The organism is Microvirga ossetica (genome assembly GCF_002741015.1).
In the GTDB taxonomy this organism is placed as follows: domain Bacteria; phylum Pseudomonadota; class Alphaproteobacteria; order Rhizobiales; family Beijerinckiaceae; genus Microvirga; species Microvirga ossetica.
In genome coordinates this window covers 2,156,463-2,173,063 of the sequence record NZ_CP016616.1, presented here as the reverse complement: position 1 = coordinate 2,173,063, position 16,601 = coordinate 2,156,463, and the positions used below count along the sequence as shown (strand labels likewise).

Genomic DNA, 16,601 nt, shown 5'->3' with positions numbered 1-16,601 from the left:
TGTCAGGTCTTCACCGCGCCGGCGAAGCCCTCGACGAGATAGCGTTGAGCGAAGAAGAAAAGCGTCACCACCGGCAGAAGGGACAGCGTAGCTGCCGCAGCCATGCCGGGCCAGTCGGTCTCGTTCGTGCCGACGAAGGCCAGCATTCCCACTGCCAGGGTCCGCAGTTCCGGCGAGCCGAAGGTGAACACGAGCGGGATGAGGAAGCTGTTCCAGGCGAACAGGAATGTGAGCACCGATACCGTTGCCGTGACGGGACCTGCGAGCGGCAGCATGATCTTGAAGAACACCGTGAAGAAGCTTGCTCCATCGATCAGGGCAGCTTCTTCCAGTTCCTTCGGGACGCGCTGGAAATAGCCGGCATAGAGCAGGATGCCGGCCGCCTGGCCACTGCCCGCAAGGGCCAGGATGATGCCCCAGCGGCTGCCGAGCAGACCGAGATCCTGCGTCAGATCGACGATGGGGATGATCGTCATTCCGGCCGGAATGACGAAGGTCGCGCCGAGAATGCCGATGATAAGACGCCGGCCGTAGAAATCGTAGCGGCCAAGGACGTAGCCGGACAGGGCGCAATGAAGCACGACGAGCACGACCGTGCCGACCGTCACCAGGATGGTGTTGAGCATGTAATGCGCGAACCCTGCCGTGGACCAGGCGCGCACATAGTTTTCCCACTGCGCCTTGTCCGGGATCAGGTTCAGCCCCTTGCTGAAGATCTCGAGCGGTTCCTTGAGCGAGGCCGAGAGCAGCCAGAGGAATGGATAGACCCAGAGCAGGCAGAGCAGGGCCAAAAGCGCGGCGGTCAGGATGGCGCCCCAGCGCAAGCGCACAGACCTCCGTTCCGAAGCGATCATCGCGCTTCTCCCGCCCGGCGGCGCAGGTGCCATCTGACGATCATCTGCAAAGCGGCCAGGAGAACGATGCAGGCGCCGAAGAACAGAGCCGCAGCGGAGGCGTATCCCAGGCGCGGGATATTCGCTGCAAAGGCCTGCCGATAGACGAAGATGTCGATCACCTCGGTGGCGTAGAACGGGCCGCCGCCGGTAAGGGTGAGCAGGAGATCGAACACGTTTGTGGCCTCGACCGCGGTGAGCAGCGTGATGATGATCAGGAACGGCACGAGCAGTGGTATCGTCACATAGCGAAACTGCTCGACACGCCCGGCGCCGTCGATGCTGGCCGCTTCATAGAGATCCTTCGGAATGGTCTGCAGGGCGGCGAGCCAGTAGATGAGGGTGACGCCGAGCCACTTCCACACCCAAATCGCAACCGCGCTGTAGAGCGCGAGGCTTGCCTGCCCGAGAAAATTCACCGGACGGTCGAGAAGTCCCGAGTCGAGAAGCGCCACGTTGATCGGCCCGCCGGTCGGATCGAGCACGAACCGCATCACGACGCCGACGATGGCGCCCGTGGTCACGACGGGGAGAAACAGCGCCGTGCGCATGATCCTGACGAAGGGCAGGCGCGGATCGTTCAACGCGACGGCCAGCACCAGTGCCAGCCCGACGCGCAGGGGCACCGCGAGAACGAGAAACATCAGCGTGTTGGCAAAAGCATTCCAGAACTGCGGATCGCTTGCGAGTTCGCTGTAATTGGCAAAGCCGATGAAGACGCCGTCGCTGTCGAAGCCGTTCCAGTCGAGAAGCGAATAGCGGATGCTCGCGAGGATCGGCCAGATCGTATAGGCGGAATAGAGAATGACGGTCGGCAGGAGAAAGAGATAGAGCCAGCGGCTCTGCCAAAGGGTTCTGGCAATATCCCTGGCGGATCCGTCGCCTTTCCGAGCCCCGGCCGAAGCCGGGGCTGCTGCGTGTCCAAAGGCCATCGGATGGCCTCAGGCTTTGTAGTGGCTGGCCGTATAGTCTTCCCCCTGCTTCCAATTGGGGAAAACCCAGTCGTCGAGGCTGACCTGCACACCCTTGTCCTTGACCACCTTGATGGCGCGGTCCCGTTCCGCCGTGAGCTTGTCGGCATATTGCTGCAAGGTCGCTTTCACGTTCGAAACGGCACCGCCCATGGCACCCTGGACAATCTCGCCGACGCCCGGCGTCACCGGCTTCATCTCGGCATAGACCTGGGCCACGTTCGGGTTCTTGATCAGCGGCTCCGGCGCGAGGCGAACGACCTTCTTGAAGCCTTCGACCACCGTCTTGTAGGTCGGGTGCACATTGGCGCGATCGACCGCGCTCAGGTCGAGCGGCGGCTGATCCATGCGCTCGGCAAGGCCGACGTAATAGGCGTCGGTCGTGAACAGCTGCAGGATCTTGGTGGCGATTGCCGGATCCTCGCACTGGCTCGAGATCCAGAACTCGCCGCTCGGCGGCGTATGATAGGTGAAAGCCGGCTGGCCTGTCGAAGGCAGCGGGATCGAGGCGGCGCCCAGCGTATCGAGCACCTGGGCGAAGCTGCCTTTGACCACGCCGCTGTTCCACGGGCCGTCGAGGAACATGCCGGCTTCTCCAGCAGCCCACCGGGCGCGGCCCTGCCGGGCGTCAAGGGAAGACGAGGCCGGATGAAGGCTGCCGTCGCGCTGGAAGGAGAGAAGAAACTCGACCGCCTGGACGAACGGCTCCGAGCCGAAGGGATAGGCACCGGTCCGCCAATCGAAGCGCCCGGGTGCGCCGGCGACCTGTGCCAGGTCGAGCACGTGGTTCGCCATGCGGTTGGTGAATTGCAGCGGCAGGATGAGGCCGTATGTCCGTCCCTTGGTCATGGCCTGAGCGACCTTGCGCATCTCGTCCCAGGTCTTCGGGCCGGCTGCGGGATCGATGCCGGCCTGCTCCATGAAGGGCTTCGTCCACCACAGGCTGGTCTCGTGCTGGCGGAAGCTGAAGATGGGGAAGCTGTAGGCCTTGCCGTTGAAGACGGTCATGCCTTCCAGCAGGGCCTCCTTTAGAAACGGCGTATCCGCGTTGAAGCCGGCGTCGAGCGGGGAGAACCATCCGGCCTTCGCAAGCTGGTTGGTGACGCTCAGATCGGAGGTGAGGATGGAGTGGATGTCGGGCGCGCGCTTGCTGCGGAAGGCAAGCTGCAGGGCCTGCATCATGTCCGCCGGGTTCATCTGGGTGTAGGCGATTTTCACGCCCGGGTTCTTGGCGGAGAACTCCTCCCAGATCTTTTGATGCAGAGGCACGAGCGGAGCGAACTGGTCCCACCACTCGATGGTCTTGGCGGCCTGCGCGAAGGCGGGACCCCCTGAGGCGCCGATGGCTCCGGCAGCAATAGCTGCGCCGACGAACCCGCGGCGGGTGAGGTCCGGCCTGAGAGCGGCCGGTGAAATTGGCTTCAGGTCTTCGGTCATCGGCGTTCCTCCAGATTGCGGTTCCCGAACGGAGCCGCTAATGTGTTTTAGTTATTTTTTTAGCAGAATATGTGTGGCGCTCGAACCTGGCAAGGGCGAAAGTGAATATTGTTAAGGTGGGGACGAATGGCGCGCCGGACGGATAAAACGCTGCAGCGGGTGGACAGGCGCCCGACCATGGCGGATGTGGCGAAATCGGCAGGCGTCTCGCAGGCAACCGTCTCCCTTGTCATGAACGGCGTCGGGGATGTCCGCATATCCGCGTCCACACGGCTTCGCGTGCTCGCCGCGGCGGACGAGCTCGGTTACCGCATCGGCAGGCGTGTCGTCTCGGGCAGCTCGCTGCGCTCGATCATCATGCTGCTCGACGAAGTGTCGACGAATCCTCTCGCTGCGGCCGACATCCTCGGAGCGCGCGAGGTTGCCTGGCAGAACGAGTGCATCCTCACAGTCATCACCACGCGAGGAGACCCGGCGATCGAGGAGGCTGCGCTCGACCTTTTGCTCGCTCAGCCCACGGCCGGGGTCATCTATGCGGCGACTGCGACGCGGCAGGTCAATCCGCCCGAGCGCCTGCGCGCCATTCCGACGGTTCTGCTGAACTGCCGCACGGCGGACGGCCGAATGCCTGCCGTGCTGCCGGGCCATGCCGACGGGGCACGTACGGCGACCGAGGCGCTGCTGGAGGCAGGGCACCGTCGCATCGCCTTCATCAACGGCGAGGCGTATATGCTGGCGTCACGCGAGCGCTTACGCGGCTATCGCGAGGCCCTTGCGGCATGGAGCGTGCCCTTCGACGCGACGCTGGTCAGGCCGGGCAACTGGCTGCTCAGCGATGCCTTCGATCAGACGCGGTCGCTCATGGCGCTCGATGTGCCGCCGACGGCGATCTTCTGTGCGAGCGACCGCATGGCGCTCGGCGCCTATGAGGCTCTCAGGGAACTCGGCATGCGCATCCCCGAGGATGTCTCGGTCGTTGGGTATGACGACGATTCCTTCGCGCGCTATCTGCCGCCGCCCCTCACCACGGTTCTCGTGCCGCACGAGGAAATGGGCCGCTGGGCGGTCGAGCATCTGCTGTCGCTCACCGAGGCAAGCGCTCCCGGGAAGAAGCATAGGCCCGTCATGCTGGAATGCCCGCTCGTGGAGCGCAACTCCATTGGGACGATCCGGGGCTGATGAACGGGCTCTATGCCGCTGCCCTGCGGCAGCGGCACGTGGTTCCTTCGACAAGGCTCAGAGATAGGCGATCGACAGCGCCGGGATCATCGCGATGACGAGAAGGCCGACGAAGAGCGCGCCGATATAGGGCCAGATCGCGCCCATGGCTTCGTCCGGCGAGACGTTGCCGATCTTGCAGGCGATATAGAACCCGATGCCGATGGGCGGGGCCATCAGGCCCACATTCATGGCGGTCACGACGACCATGGAATAATGGATGTCGTTGATGCCGACGCTCTTGGCGATCGGGAACATGATCGGCGCCATCAGCACGATGGCCGGCAACCCCTCGAGGACGCAGCCGAGCACCATGAAGACGGCGATCGTCACCAGCATGTAGGTGACCCAGCCGCCGGGCAGGTCGGTGACCAGCGCGGCCATCTTGAAGGCGAAGCCGGTCTGCGTCAGCGCCCAGGCCATGGCCGAGGCCGTGCCGAGGATGATCAGGATCGCGCCCGAGAGAGCCGCCGTCTCGACGAGCATGTCGTAGATCTTGCCGGGGCGGATGCCGCCATAGAGCACCATGCCGATGATCATCGCGTAGAGCACGGCGATGGTCGACACCTCCGTTGCCGTCGCGACACCGCCGCCGACCGCGCTCCGGATCAGGAAGGGCAGCACGAGCGCCGGGGCCGCGACTGCCAGCGCCTTGCCGACGGCTCGCAGGGGAGCCCGCCGGATGCCGTCCATCACCTCGCCGCGCGCCTTCCAGCGCGCAAGAAGGGCGAGGCCGACGAGCAGCACCATGGCGATGACGAAGCCGCTCGTGAACAGTCCAGCGATGGAGACGCCCGCGACCGAGCCGAGAACGATCAGCACGATGGAGGGCGGCACCGTATCGGCCATGGCGGCACCGGTGGCGAGGAGCGCGATCATCTCCTTCGGCTTGTGGCCGCGCCGCTTCATCTCCGGAAACAGCGCCGGTGCGACGGTGGCCATGTCCGACACCTTGGAGCCGGAAATGCCGGAGACGAGAAAGAGCGAGCCGAGCAGCACATAGGACATGCCGGCCCTCACGTGCCCGATCAGTGATGCGAGGAACTCGACGATGGCTCTTCCCATGCCGGTGGCATCGAGAATGCAGCCCAGGAGCACGAAGATCGGAACCGACAGGAGGATGAGGCTCGACATGCCCTCGTCGATGCGCCCGATCATCACCATGGTCGGCACGGAGCTGGTAAAGGTCAGGAAGGTGAGCGCGCCGAGGCCGAAGCAGAAGGCAATCGGAACGCCGATGGCGAGGAAGAACGCGACCAAGCCGACGAGGAAGATGAGGATGTTGATGTGGCCGAGCGCGGGCAGAGACGGGGAGACGAGCCACAGCAGCGCGCCGGCGCCTGCGATCACGACCGCCGCTGCGCCGATTTCGGAAGGCTTGGCGGCGCGCAGCGTTTCCCTGAGTGCCAGCAGCGCCATCAGGCCGATGCCGACCGGGAGGGCGGCCACGCGCCAGCTCATGGGAATGTTGAGCGCCGCCGAGGTGATGTAGGATTCCTCGATCACGTACTCGCTGGCGGGCCACAGCATGCCGATGAGAAAGACCGCAACGAGCAGCGGCCCCAACGCACCGAAGAAGCCGCGCAGCCTCTCCGGAAACATGTTCAGGAACAGGGTCAGCCGAAGGTGCTCGTTGCGGTCGATGGCGATGACCGCGCCGAGCATGGCGAGCCAGAGGAAGCAAAAGGCCGCCGCCTCATCGATCCAGACGATGGGGAGCGACAGCACATAGCGCGAGGTCACGCCCATCAGGAGCAGGCCGATGATCACCACAAGAATCACGGAGGCGATCATCTCGATGGGCTTGAGGAAAGCCGACCCGCTCTTGAGGCCGGTCGGCATGTCCTCGATTTCGCCGACGGCGATGCTCTCAGTTGCCATGGTCATTGTCTCCTCCGTCTTTGACCGTCTCTGGTGCTTTTGTTCTTCGTTGATGAATCCTCGCCGTCAGGGCAGGTTTTCCCTGAAGACGACCTCGACCCGCATGGGATCGGGCGGGCTGAGCTTGTGGCCCTCACGCAGGTCGCGAAACAGGGCGGCACATTTGGCGATGGTGTCTTCGGCGCTCTGGGTGATGACGGCGTCCATCGTGCCGTCGAGAAGAAATTCGCGGGTGTCGCTGGTCAACCCATGGCCGACGAAGACCACATTCTTCTCGCGCCGTGCGTCCTTGAGCGCGCGGCCGATGCCGGAGGCGCCACCGCCGATGTTGTAGATCCCGTCCAGATCCGGATGATGGGACAGGAGCGCCCGCATCTGCCGGTAATTGAGCGCCTCGTCGTCATGGCCTTCGCGCAGGCCCACCACTTCGATATCGGGGTAAAGCTCCTGCAGGATGTCGAGAAATCCCATCTCGCGCTCGCCATGGGCGCGGTAGCTGAGGCTGCCCGCGATCATGGCGACCTTCGCAGGGCGCTTGCCGATGAAGCGCGCGAGAAGATAGCCCGCCATGCGCCCGGCGGCTCGGTTGTCGAGGCCGAAATAGGCGGTGCGCGTCGGGCTTGCCACGTCGGAGATCAGGGTCGCCACCGGCGTTCCGGCCGCGGTGATGCGGTTGACGGCCTCGCGCACCACGGGATGCTCGATGGCCATGAAGGCGATGCCGTCCGCATGCTTGGCATGACGGTGCAAGGTCTTCGCGAGCAGATCGGGATTGAAGCTGTCGATATACTCGACAATGGGTTTGATCGAGAAGCGCTCCAGCTGCGGCGCCATCTCGTTGATCATGCGGCCGAGCATGGTGATGTAGCGGTTCGTGCCCTGGGGAAGGATGAACGAGATCTGCGCGAGCGGGCGCACGTCCCGGATCCGCTCGTCGCTCTCATCGACATAGCCGAGCTCAGCCGCGGCCTTCATGACACGCTTGACCATTGCCGCCTTCACGCCCTGCCGGCCGTTGAGAACACGGTCGACGGTGGCGGTCGAGACGTCGGCAAGCCGCGCGATGTCCACGATGGTGGCGCGCCGGCTGAGGGGAGAGTGATCGACCAGGATGCTCATAGAATTACATCAAAAACCATCAAAATTTTGATTTGACCCCATCATTGATATGACTGATTTTTTCATTCGGAAAGAGCAAAACCATCTTTTCGGGAGAAATTACGCCATGACCATCAGCCGCAGGACGCTTCTCAAGGGCATCGGAGCTGCTCCGGCCGCCGTCAGCCTCTTCTCGATCCCGCGCTACGCCCACGCCGCCGAGATCACCCTGCGCTACGGCAACAACCTGCCCCTCAGCCATCCGCTCAACATCCGCGCCAAGGAAGCCGCCGACCGGATCGCGAAGGAGACCAACGGTCGCGTCGAGATGCTGATCTTCCCCGCCAACCAGCTCGGCGGCGACACGGACATGCTCTCCCAGGTGCGCAACGGTGCGCTGACCTTCTTCACGCCCTCCGCCCTGGTGATCGCGACCCTCGTGCCGGTGGCGGCGATCAACGCCGTGGGCTTCGCGTTCAAGGATTACAATCAGGTCTGGGCTGCGATGGACGGGCCCGTCGGCGCGTTCGTGCGCAAGGCGATCGCCGATTCCCGGCTGCATGCGCTCGAGACCATGTGGGACAACGGCTTCCGCCAGATGACGACGAGCGGCGCGCCGATCCAGAGTGCCGATTCGATGAAGGGCCTGAAGATCCGCGTTCCGGTGAGCCCGATCAGCATCTCAATGTTCTCCGGCCTCGGCGCCGCGCCCGCGAGCCTGCAGTTCAGCGAGGTCTATACCGCGCTCCAGACCAAGGTAGTCGATGCGCAGGAGAACCCGCTGCCGATCATCCAGGTCGCCAAGCTCTACGAGGTGCAGTCGTCCTGCGCGCTCACGAACCACATCTGGGACGGCTACTGGTTCATCACCAACGGCCGCCAGTGGTCGAGCATGCCGGCGGACGTGCAGGAGATCGTCTCGCGGGCCATCAACGAGGCAGGCCTGAAGCAGCGCGAAGACATCAAGACGCTCAACGAATCGGTGCAGACCGATCTTCAGAGCAAGGGACTGGCGTTCAACCAGTGCGATACGGACAGCTTCCGCGCGAAACTGCGCGAAGCCGGCTTCTACAAGGATTGGAAGCAGAAGTTCGGTCCCGAGGCCTGGGGCCATCTCGAGAGCGTCGTCGGAACGCTCGCCTGACGAATGTCGCAGGATCCGAAGGCGTTCATCGGATCTCCCTCTTCCTCGGGCGCGGTTCGAGAAGCCGCGCCCTCATCAAAGCTGCAGGTAGGATATGAGCCGGTTTCTCGGAGAGATCAGGCAGGTGGGCTATGTTGTCGACGACATCGAGGCCGCCATGGATCATTGGTCGCGCGTTCTCGGCGTCGGCCCGTTCTTCTACAAGGAGCAGGTGCCGATCGAGAACTACATGTACCGGGGCGAGAGCTATCGGCCGCACAATTCCGTGGCTTTGGCCAATTCCGGTCCGCTCCAGGTCGAGCTCATCCAGACCCGCAACGATACGCCCTCCATGTACCGCGACTTCAAGCAGGCCGGCCATCGCGGCCTGCAGCATGTCGCCTACTGGACCGAGACTTACGATGCCGACCTGGAACGGCTGATGAAGCAGGGCTTCGTTCCGGTGATGAGTGGCGAGGTCGGCGAGCGTGGTCGCTTCGTCTATTTCGACACCGAATATCACCCGGGCGCCGTGATCGAGCTGTCGGAGGTCGCCGGGCCGAAAGGCAAGATGTTCCAGCTGATCAGGGAGGCCTCGGAAGGCTGGGACGGGCGCGACCCCGTCCGCCCCTTCCCCGATCTCACCCAACTCTGAGGCCCGTCATGTCGGACGTGCATTACGAGGCGACATATCTGGTCGAAACGCCTCTGCCGCTGGAAAAGGTGGCCGAGGTCATGGCCGGCGAGCAATCCTGCGGAACCTTCACCCGCGTCGAAGGCGAGACCGACGAGTTGCGCGAGCGGGCCCGCGCGACTGTCGTCGCAATCCGAGACCTGGGCGAGGTTGCGCAGCCTTCCGTCCGCAGCGCTTGGCTCGACCGCAAGAGCCTGTCGGCCCCCTCGCGCCGCGGCGAGGTAACGTTGCGCTTTCCGGTGGCGAATGTCGGTGTCAATCTGTCGACGCTTGCCGCGACCGTGGCCGGCAATCTCTTCGATCTCGGCGAGGTGACAGGCCTTCGGCTCGAATCCCTGAAGCTGCCCGGCGCCTATAGGAAGGCCTATGCGCTGCCGAGGCAGGGCATCGCAGGAACGCGCCGCCTGACCGGCGTTGCGCAGGGCGCGCTTGTCGGCTCGATCATCAAGCCGAATGTCGGTCTCCGTGTGGAGGAGATCGCATCGCTGGTCGAGCGCCTGTGCGACGCCGGGCTCGATTTCATCAAGGACGACGAAATCGCCGCCAATCCGGTCCACGCGCCCCTGTCCGCCCGCATTCCCGCCGTCATGGCCGCCGTGCGCCGGCACCGGGATCGGACCGGCAAGCATGTCATGGTGGCCTTCAACATCACCGATGAGACGGATGCCATGCGCCGGCATGCGGATCTGGTGGCGAGGGAAGGCGGTCGCTGTGTCATGACCAGCCTGAACTGGTGCGGGTTCTCCGCCATCGAGACCCTGCGGCGCAGCACCGATCTGGTGATTCACGGTCACCGCAACGGCTACGGCGCGTTCTCGCGTCATCCCGCTCTCGGCATCGGATTTCAGGCCTATCAGACGCTCTGGCGCCTCGCCGGTGCCGATCACATGCACGTACATGGCCTCGGAGGAAAATTCGCGCAGGCCGACAAAGAGGTGGTGGAGAGCGCAAAGGATTGCCTGACGGCGCTCTGCGATGCGGATGACCGGATCATGCCAGCCTTCTCGTCCGGTCAATGGGCCGGAACGGTGGAGCAGACCTATCGCGCCGTGAACACGTCAGACCTTCTCTTCATGGCGGGCGGCGGGATCATGGCTCATCCCGGCGGGCCGGCGGAAGGCGTTGCCAGCATTCGCGAGGCCTGGCGCGCCGTGGAGGCGGGCGAAAGCGTGGACAGCGCCCGCACGAAACATCGTGCGCTCGCGGACGCGTACAGCTTCTTCGCGAAGCGCTAGAGGATGGAGGCTGCCGTGACGCCGTCCTATGGATGGTACGGAGACGACTTCACCGGAGCGACGGACACGCTCGCGACGCTGGCGCGGCGCGGCCGCCGTGCCTTTCTCTTCATGCGCGTGCCGGAACCGCAGCAACTGGCGCAGGCCGGTGACTTGGAAGCCGTGGGGATCGCGGGCGCGGCGCGCGCGATGTCTCCGGACGAGATGAAGATCGAACTCGCGCCGGTCGGTGCGTTCTTTCGCGATCTCGGCATCCGCATCCTGCACTACAAATGCTGCTCGACCTTCGACAGCGCGCCGGAGCGCGGAAACATCGCGGTGGCGGCCGAAGCCTTGCATGAATACGTGGCGCACGAAACCGTTGCCATCGTCGGCGGCCAGCCTTCGCTCGGTCGCTACTGCGCCTTTTCCAATCTGTTCGCGTCCTTCGGCGCCGGCGGCGATGTCTTCCGGCTCGACCGTCACCCGACCATGAGCCGGCATCCGGCAACGCCGATGAACGAGGCCGATCTCCGACGCCATCTCGCCGCTCTCGGCATGCAGGATATCGGGGCGATTCACTGGCCGCTGCTAGCCGGCGATTCGGAAGCCGTTGCCGCGCAATGGCAGCGCCTGTCGAAGACGGCGCCCGCAGTGCTGCTCGATGCGCTCGATCCGCAGCACGTGGATGCCATCGGCCGCCTGCTCCGGTGCGAGAGCCGGCGCTCCCTTCTGGCGGTCGGGCCAAGCAGCGTCGCGCAGGCGTTCTTCGAAGAGAGGGAGCCGGTAATCAACCCGCCCCTTGCTCTCGTGGACGGGCCTGTGCTGGCATTCGCGGGAAGCCTCTCGCCGACGACGAGGGTGCAGCTAGCAGCGGCGCGATCCTACAAACGCCTCGCCGTCGATCCTGTGAGCCTTCTGTCGAGCGCCGATGCGCGCGAACGAATCGTTGCAAAGACTGTCGCCATGCTGGCCCATGGCGAGCACGTCATGCTTTCCACGGTGCCCGAGGCGGGCGATGCGCCTCACGCTGAGGCCCCCGATCTCGCGGAGGTCAGTGCTGTACTCGTCGACACTATCCTGCGGCGTCATCCGGTGCGGCGATTGGCTATTGCCGGCGGTGACACGTCGAGCCGGATCGTCGGCCGTCTCGGCTATTGGGGGCTCGGCTATCACAGTCAGATCAGCAACGGCGTCGCCATCAGCCTGGCGCGCAGCGACGATGCATCGAGAGATGGAATGCTCGTGATGCTCAAGGGCGGCCAGATGGGCCATGAGCAGCTGTTCGAGAGCTTTCTGAAGACCGGCGCGTCGCGATGAGCAAGCTCTAGGTGCTCCGCCGCTCGATCAGGACGTGTCCCGTGTCAATGATGCGCGCGTTACCTTCAGGCCGCTCGCCCTGAATGCTGCTGAGGATGAGCCGGGCGACCTCCCTCCCGATCAGGTCGCCGGAGGGGCGTATGGTTGTCAGGGATGGAATGCACGAGGCGCTGAAGTCGAGATCGCCGAAGCCCACCACCGCGATGTCGTGCGGGACGGCGATGCCTCGACGCTGGCATTCGAAGAGGGCGCCCAAAGCGATCAGATCGTTCGAGCAGGCGATGCCGTCGAGTTTCGGAATCTGCTGAAGGGCCCGGTTCAGCAGCAGCGACCCGGCCTCGACCGTCGCGGCACCTGGATGATTGATGATCTCGCACGACAAAATCTCTCCCCTGCGAGCCGTCTCGGCAAAGCCGCTCGCGCGCTTCGCGGCGCGGTGATCTTCCTGCATGCGCGCGCCGATGAAGGCGAGCGCGCGGCGATCCTTCGACAGGAGATGCCGGGCGGCCGACGCGCCCACCTGCGGGTGCGAGAACCCGACCGCCATGTCGATCGGCCGTGCGCCGAGTTCCCACATCTCGACGACGGGCACGCCGCTTGCCTGCAGGAGCTTCCGGGTCTCGGCACTGTGCGACAGGCCGGTCAGCACGACGGCAGCGGGGGCCCAGGACAGGGCCGTGCGAACCAGGGCCTCTTCCTGATCCTCGCCATATTCGCTGTGGCCGAGTAGGACCTGAAGCCCTTCCGCAGCCAGCTCCGACTGGAGGGTCGAGACGGTCTCGGCGAAGAAGGCGTTGCGGATCGAGGGCACGATGATGCTGACGACCTTGGAGGATGCTGCCGCCAATCCTCCGGCAACGAGGTTCGGAACGTAGCCCAGCGTCGAGATGGCGCGGGCGATCTCCTGCCCCGCCGCAGGGGAGACGGCGGCGGGCTTGCGCAGGTAGAGCGAGACCGTGGACGGGGATACCCGGGCGAGCTTGGCCACGTCCATCATCGTGATGCTCTGCATCTTGCGCCGCTTCCGGGTGCCGCGACGCTGCAGGCTGCTATCGGCGTCCATCGGATCCTCATTTCGTAGCGCTGCGATAAAATACTCTTATCAGTATAGGACAGCTGGTATCGTCATTAAAGTGAAAAGAGGCGTTATCTGGCTCTTATGCCCTATTATGGGCATATTTCCGGCGAATGCGGCAGGCGGCAGACATGGCTACGAGACCTCTTGCATTCAGATCATCGTAGCGCTATGATAGGTTGATTACGCCAAACTTGCCCGGTTCGCCGGAAGCCATGATCGGGTGCGCGAAGGTCGAGCGTGCCGCAAAGCAACAGGGAGGGAGCATGTCGTCAGTCAGCTTCCGTAAGCTTGAGAAGAATTACGGTGCGCTTCGGATCGTGAAGGGCATCGACCTCGAAATCGCCGACCGGGAATTCGTCGTGCTGGTCGGGCCGTCCGGCTGCGGCAAGTCGACGACCCTGCGCATGCTGGCCGGGCTGGAAAGCATCAGCGACGGAGAGATCCGCATCGGCGAGCGGGTGGTGAACAGGCTGCCGCCGCGCGAGCGCGACATCGCCATGGTGTTCCAGGATTACGCGCTTTATCCGCACAAGACCGTCTACGACAACATGGCCTTCAGCCTGAAGGTCCGAGGTGTCCCGACGCCTGAGATCAAGACCCGCATCGCCCAGGCGGCCGACATGCTGGGGATCGGGCAGCTGCTGGAGCGCAAGCCGAGCCAGCTCTCCGGCGGTCAGCGTCAGCGCGTCGCCATGGGCCGCGCCATCGTGCGCCGTCCCCAGGTCTTCCTCTTCGACGAGCCGCTCTCGAACCTCGACGCCAAGCTGCGCGGTCAGGTGCGGACCGAGATCAAGCGTCTCCACCAGGCCATCGGCACCACGATCATCTACGTGACCCACGACCAGGTGGAAGCGATGACGCTCGCCGACCGCATCGTGATCCTCAAGGGCGGCGAGATCGAGCAGGTCGGCACCCCGGACGAGGTCTACAACAATCCGGCGAGCGTCTTCGTCGGCGGCTTCATCGGTTCGCCGGCCATGAACTTCGCGCGGGGCACGATCCGCGGCGGGGCGGTGGTGTTCGATGGCGGGAGCAGCGTACCGCTTCAGAGCCACGCCATCGGACGCGCCGGTAGCCAGGACGGCCGCGATGTCATCGTCGGCATCCGCCCCGAGCATTTCGTGCCGGCAGGCGAAGGGCATGCCCTCTCCGGCCGGGTGCAGGTCGTCGAGCCGCTGGGCTCCGACACGCTCATCCATTTCGCTCTCGGCCCGTCCACGCTGACGGCGCGCGTTGCGCCCGACATGCGGCCGAGCCCCGGCGAAACCTTGTACATCGGTGTCGACCCCTCCCGGGTCCACCTCTTCGATGCGGCAACGGAACGGGCTCTCGTCTGAGAGTTCGAGATCAAACAAGGGGTGTCGGCAAGGTACCGGCATCGCCAATTCTCACGGAGGAAACGATGACCTTGAACAAGACCATGACGCTGCTTCTGGCCGGTGCGGCCATCACCCTGTCGTCATCCGCCTCCATGGCGCAGACGAATCTTCGCGTGTTCGTCTCCAGCCAGCATCGCCCGGATGTCTGGCGCAAGGCCTTCGACATGTACGAGGCCAAGAACCCCAACGTGAAGGTGACCATCGAAACGGGCGGCAACACCTCCGAGGCGCAGGCGCAATATCTCAACACCGTCATGACGGCGAAGGATTCCTCGCTCGATGTGATGATTCTCGACGTGATCCGTCCCGCACAATATGCGGCGGCCGGCTGGACGGTGCCGTTCAACGACGTGCTCGGAGACGCCAGCGCCGCTATGAAGCGCTACCTTCCGGCCTATGCCGAAGCGAACACCGTCGACGGCAAAGTCGTTGCTCTGCCCGCCTTCGCCGATGCCATGTTCCTCTATTACCGCAAGGATCTGCTTGAGAAGCACGGCGTTCAGCCGCCGCAGACCTGGGACGAGCTTGCCGCCGCCGCCAAGAAGGTCACCGCGGCCGAGAAGGATGCGAACCTTCAGGGCCTCTCCTTCCAAGGCAAGGCGATCGAGGGCGCGGTCTGCACCTTCCTCCTGCCCTACTGGAGCATGGGCAAGCAGCTCGTCTCCGACGGCAAGCTGTCCTTCGACAAGGATGCGGCCGTGAAGTCGCTGAAATTGTGGAAGGACTTCGTCGACCAGGGCGTGTCCAAGAAGAACATCGCGGAAGTCGCCACCGATGATACCCGCAAGGAGTTCCAGGCCGGCAACGTGCTGTTCGCCGTCAATTGGTCCTATGCCTGGGGTCAGTTCCAGGGAGCCGAATCCGCTGTGAAGGATAAGGTCGGCGTCGTGAAGCTTCCGGCCGTACAGGGCGGCCAGCCGGCATCCTGCCTCGGCGGCTGGGAATGGGGCGTGTCCGCCTATTCCAACAACAAGACCGAGGCGCAGAAGCTCGTGCAGTACCTGTCGAGCCCCGAGACCTCGGAGTTCATGGCGATCAACGCTTCCCTGCTTCCGCAATTCCCGGATGTCTATACGGATCAGGATGTAACCAAGGCCGTTCCGTGGTTTGCCAGCGCCCGTCCGGTGGTGGAGACCGCAAAGGCCCGGCCAGTGACGCCGCGCTACAACGAGGTGAGCGACATCATCCGCACCACGGTCAACGCAGTCCTGGCCGGTCAGTCGACGCCCGAGGAAGGCGCGACGCAGATGGAAGGTCGCCTGCGCCGCGTTCTGCGCTGATCGCACCAGTAAAACCACCGGATGGATGCCTTGGGCGTCCATCCCCCCAACGTTGCAACGGGCAGGACCATGACGATGGCAACGGCCAGCGAAACGACCTTAGTGACGGCGCATAACGAGAGCGGCACGAAGTGGTGGACGCGGTTCCTCGATCCGAGCGAGCGAACCCTGGCCGTGCTGCTTCTCCTGCCCACAGCCCTGCTGCTGTCGCTCATCATCGTCTACCCGGTCTGCCGTCTGGTCTGGACCAGCTTTCAGAACCTGTCGCTGACCTCCGGCGCGCCGGCAACCTTCGCCGGGCTTGAGAACTACGTCCTCATGCTGGAGGATCCGGTGTTCTGGGAGACGACCTGGAACACGGTGCTCATTACCGTCATCACCGTTCCCGGCGCGCTGCTTGTCGGCATGGCGCTCGCCTTGATGGCCAACCTGCCGTTCAAGACGAAGTGGCCGGTCCGTCTCTCGCTTCTGATTCCATGGGCCTTGCCTCTCGCATTTGCGGGTCTGATCTTCGCGTGGTTCTTCCATTCCGAATACGGCGTCGTGAACGACGTGCTGCGCCGTCTCGGCTTCGAGGGCGTGATCTGGTTCAACTCCGCCAATTGGGCCTTTGCCGCGATCTGCCTGACGATCGTCTGGAAGACGTCGTCCTTCATGGCGCTGATCATCCTGGCCGGCCTCCAGACCATCCCGCGCTCGCTCTACGAGGCGGCTGAGGTGGATGGGGCAGGGCGCTTCAGACAGTTCTTCGAGATCACCCTGCCACTTCTCAAGCCCTCCATCGTCGTGGCTTTGATCTTCCGCACCATCACGGCGCTGCAGACCTTCGATATTCCCTTCACCATGACGCGCGGCGGTCCGGGCACCTCCACCGCGACGCTCGCCATGTATATCCATCAGAACACCGTCGACTTCCTCGATCTGGGCTACGGCTCGGCGCTCGCCGTGGTCATGTTCGCCCTCTCCATGGGCGTGACGGCGGTCTATCTTCGCATGATACGGGCCAAGGGGTGAC

The 16,601-nt window shown here is 64.2% G+C and carries 14 protein-coding genes; 8 read left to right on the top strand and 6 right to left on the bottom strand.

Going from position 1 to position 16,601, the window contains the following annotated elements:
• Positions 1 to 2: 2 nt before the first annotated feature.
• The 3 genes from BB934_RS10275 to BB934_RS10265 are packed head-to-tail and all read right to left on the bottom strand — an operon-like array spanning position 3 to position 3,301.
• On the bottom strand, positions 3 to 854 hold the full coding sequence (locus tag BB934_RS10275) for a carbohydrate ABC transporter permease (protein WP_099509542.1): 852 nt from the start codon (positions 852 to 854) through the stop codon (positions 3 to 5).
• Entirely contained in the window at positions 851 to 1,825 is a 975-nt protein-coding gene (locus BB934_RS10270; RefSeq protein WP_099509541.1) for a carbohydrate ABC transporter permease, read from the bottom strand. The genes BB934_RS10275 and BB934_RS10270 overlap by 4 nt, the downstream gene beginning before the upstream one ends.
• Before the next feature lie 9 nt (positions 1,826 to 1,834).
• Entirely contained in the window at positions 1,835 to 3,301 is a 1,467-nt protein-coding gene (locus tag BB934_RS10265) for an ABC transporter substrate-binding protein (RefSeq protein WP_099509540.1), read from the bottom strand.
• A 126-nt stretch (positions 3,302 to 3,427) separates the two neighbouring features.
• Between BB934_RS10265 and BB934_RS10260 the strand changes: the two genes are divergently transcribed.
• Entirely contained in the window at positions 3,428 to 4,480 is a 1,053-nt protein-coding gene (locus BB934_RS10260) for a LacI family DNA-binding transcriptional regulator (RefSeq protein ID WP_210422142.1), read from the top strand.
• Positions 4,481 to 4,537: 57 nt separating this feature from the next.
• On the opposite strand, the gene BB934_RS10255 is transcribed toward BB934_RS10260, so the two are convergent.
• Positions 4,538 to 6,406, bottom strand: a complete 1,869-nt coding sequence (locus tag BB934_RS10255; protein ID WP_099509539.1) for a TRAP transporter large permease — start codon at positions 6,404 to 6,406, stop codon at positions 4,538 to 4,540.
• Between the two features lie 60 nt (positions 6,407 to 6,466).
• The gene (locus BB934_RS10250) at positions 6,467 to 7,519 is read right to left on the bottom strand and encodes a LacI family DNA-binding transcriptional regulator (protein WP_099509538.1); all 1,053 of its coding nucleotides are present in this window, start codon (positions 7,517 to 7,519) and stop codon (positions 6,467 to 6,469) included.
• Positions 7,520 to 7,625: 106 nt separating this feature from the next.
• On the opposite strand from BB934_RS10250, the gene BB934_RS10245 reads away from it, so the two are divergent.
• The 4 genes from BB934_RS10245 (at position 7,626) to BB934_RS10230 (ending at position 11,849) form a co-directional block, all read left to right on the top strand.
• Positions 7,626 to 8,642 carry a TRAP transporter substrate-binding protein gene (locus BB934_RS10245; RefSeq protein ID WP_099509537.1) on the top strand — a complete coding sequence of 339 codons (1,017 nt, stop codon included), beginning with the start codon at positions 7,626 to 7,628 and terminating at the stop codon, positions 8,640 to 8,642.
• 94 nt (positions 8,643 to 8,736) lie between these two features.
• The gene (locus tag BB934_RS10240; RefSeq protein WP_099509536.1) at positions 8,737 to 9,276 is read left to right on the top strand and encodes a VOC family protein; all 540 of its coding nucleotides are present in this window, start codon (positions 8,737 to 8,739) and stop codon (positions 9,274 to 9,276) included.
• An 8-nt stretch (positions 9,277 to 9,284) separates the two neighbouring features.
• Complete coding sequence (locus BB934_RS10235; protein WP_099509535.1) at positions 9,285 to 10,550, top strand: ribulose-bisphosphate carboxylase large subunit family protein; 1,266 nt, start codon at positions 9,285 to 9,287, stop codon at positions 10,548 to 10,550.
• 15 nt (positions 10,551 to 10,565) lie between these two features.
• The gene (locus BB934_RS10230) at positions 10,566 to 11,849 is read left to right on the top strand and encodes a four-carbon acid sugar kinase family protein (RefSeq protein WP_237050239.1); all 1,284 of its coding nucleotides are present in this window, start codon (positions 10,566 to 10,568) and stop codon (positions 11,847 to 11,849) included.
• A 7-nt stretch (positions 11,850 to 11,856) separates the two neighbouring features.
• Here BB934_RS10230 and BB934_RS10225 read toward each other — a convergent pair whose 3' ends face one another.
• Positions 11,857 to 12,912 (bottom strand): LacI family DNA-binding transcriptional regulator, encoded by a 1,056-nt coding sequence (locus BB934_RS10225; RefSeq protein WP_237050238.1) that lies wholly within the window; start codon positions 12,910 to 12,912, stop codon positions 11,857 to 11,859.
• 278 nt (positions 12,913 to 13,190) lie between these two features.
• Here BB934_RS10225 and BB934_RS10220 point away from each other — a divergent pair, with 278 nt between their 5' ends.
• From BB934_RS10220 to BB934_RS10210, 3 genes are all read left to right on the top strand, one after another.
• The gene (locus BB934_RS10220) at positions 13,191 to 14,264 is read left to right on the top strand and encodes an ABC transporter ATP-binding protein (RefSeq protein WP_099509533.1); all 1,074 of its coding nucleotides are present in this window, start codon (positions 13,191 to 13,193) and stop codon (positions 14,262 to 14,264) included.
• 65 nt (positions 14,265 to 14,329) lie between these two features.
• Complete coding sequence (locus BB934_RS10215; RefSeq protein WP_099509532.1) at positions 14,330 to 15,586, top strand: ABC transporter substrate-binding protein; 1,257 nt, start codon at positions 14,330 to 14,332, stop codon at positions 15,584 to 15,586.
• Between the two features lie 75 nt (positions 15,587 to 15,661).
• Positions 15,662 to 16,600, top strand: a complete 939-nt coding sequence (locus tag BB934_RS10210) for a carbohydrate ABC transporter permease (protein WP_099512725.1) — start codon at positions 15,662 to 15,664, stop codon at positions 16,598 to 16,600.
• The last annotated feature ends 1 nt before the right edge of the window (position 16,601 follow it).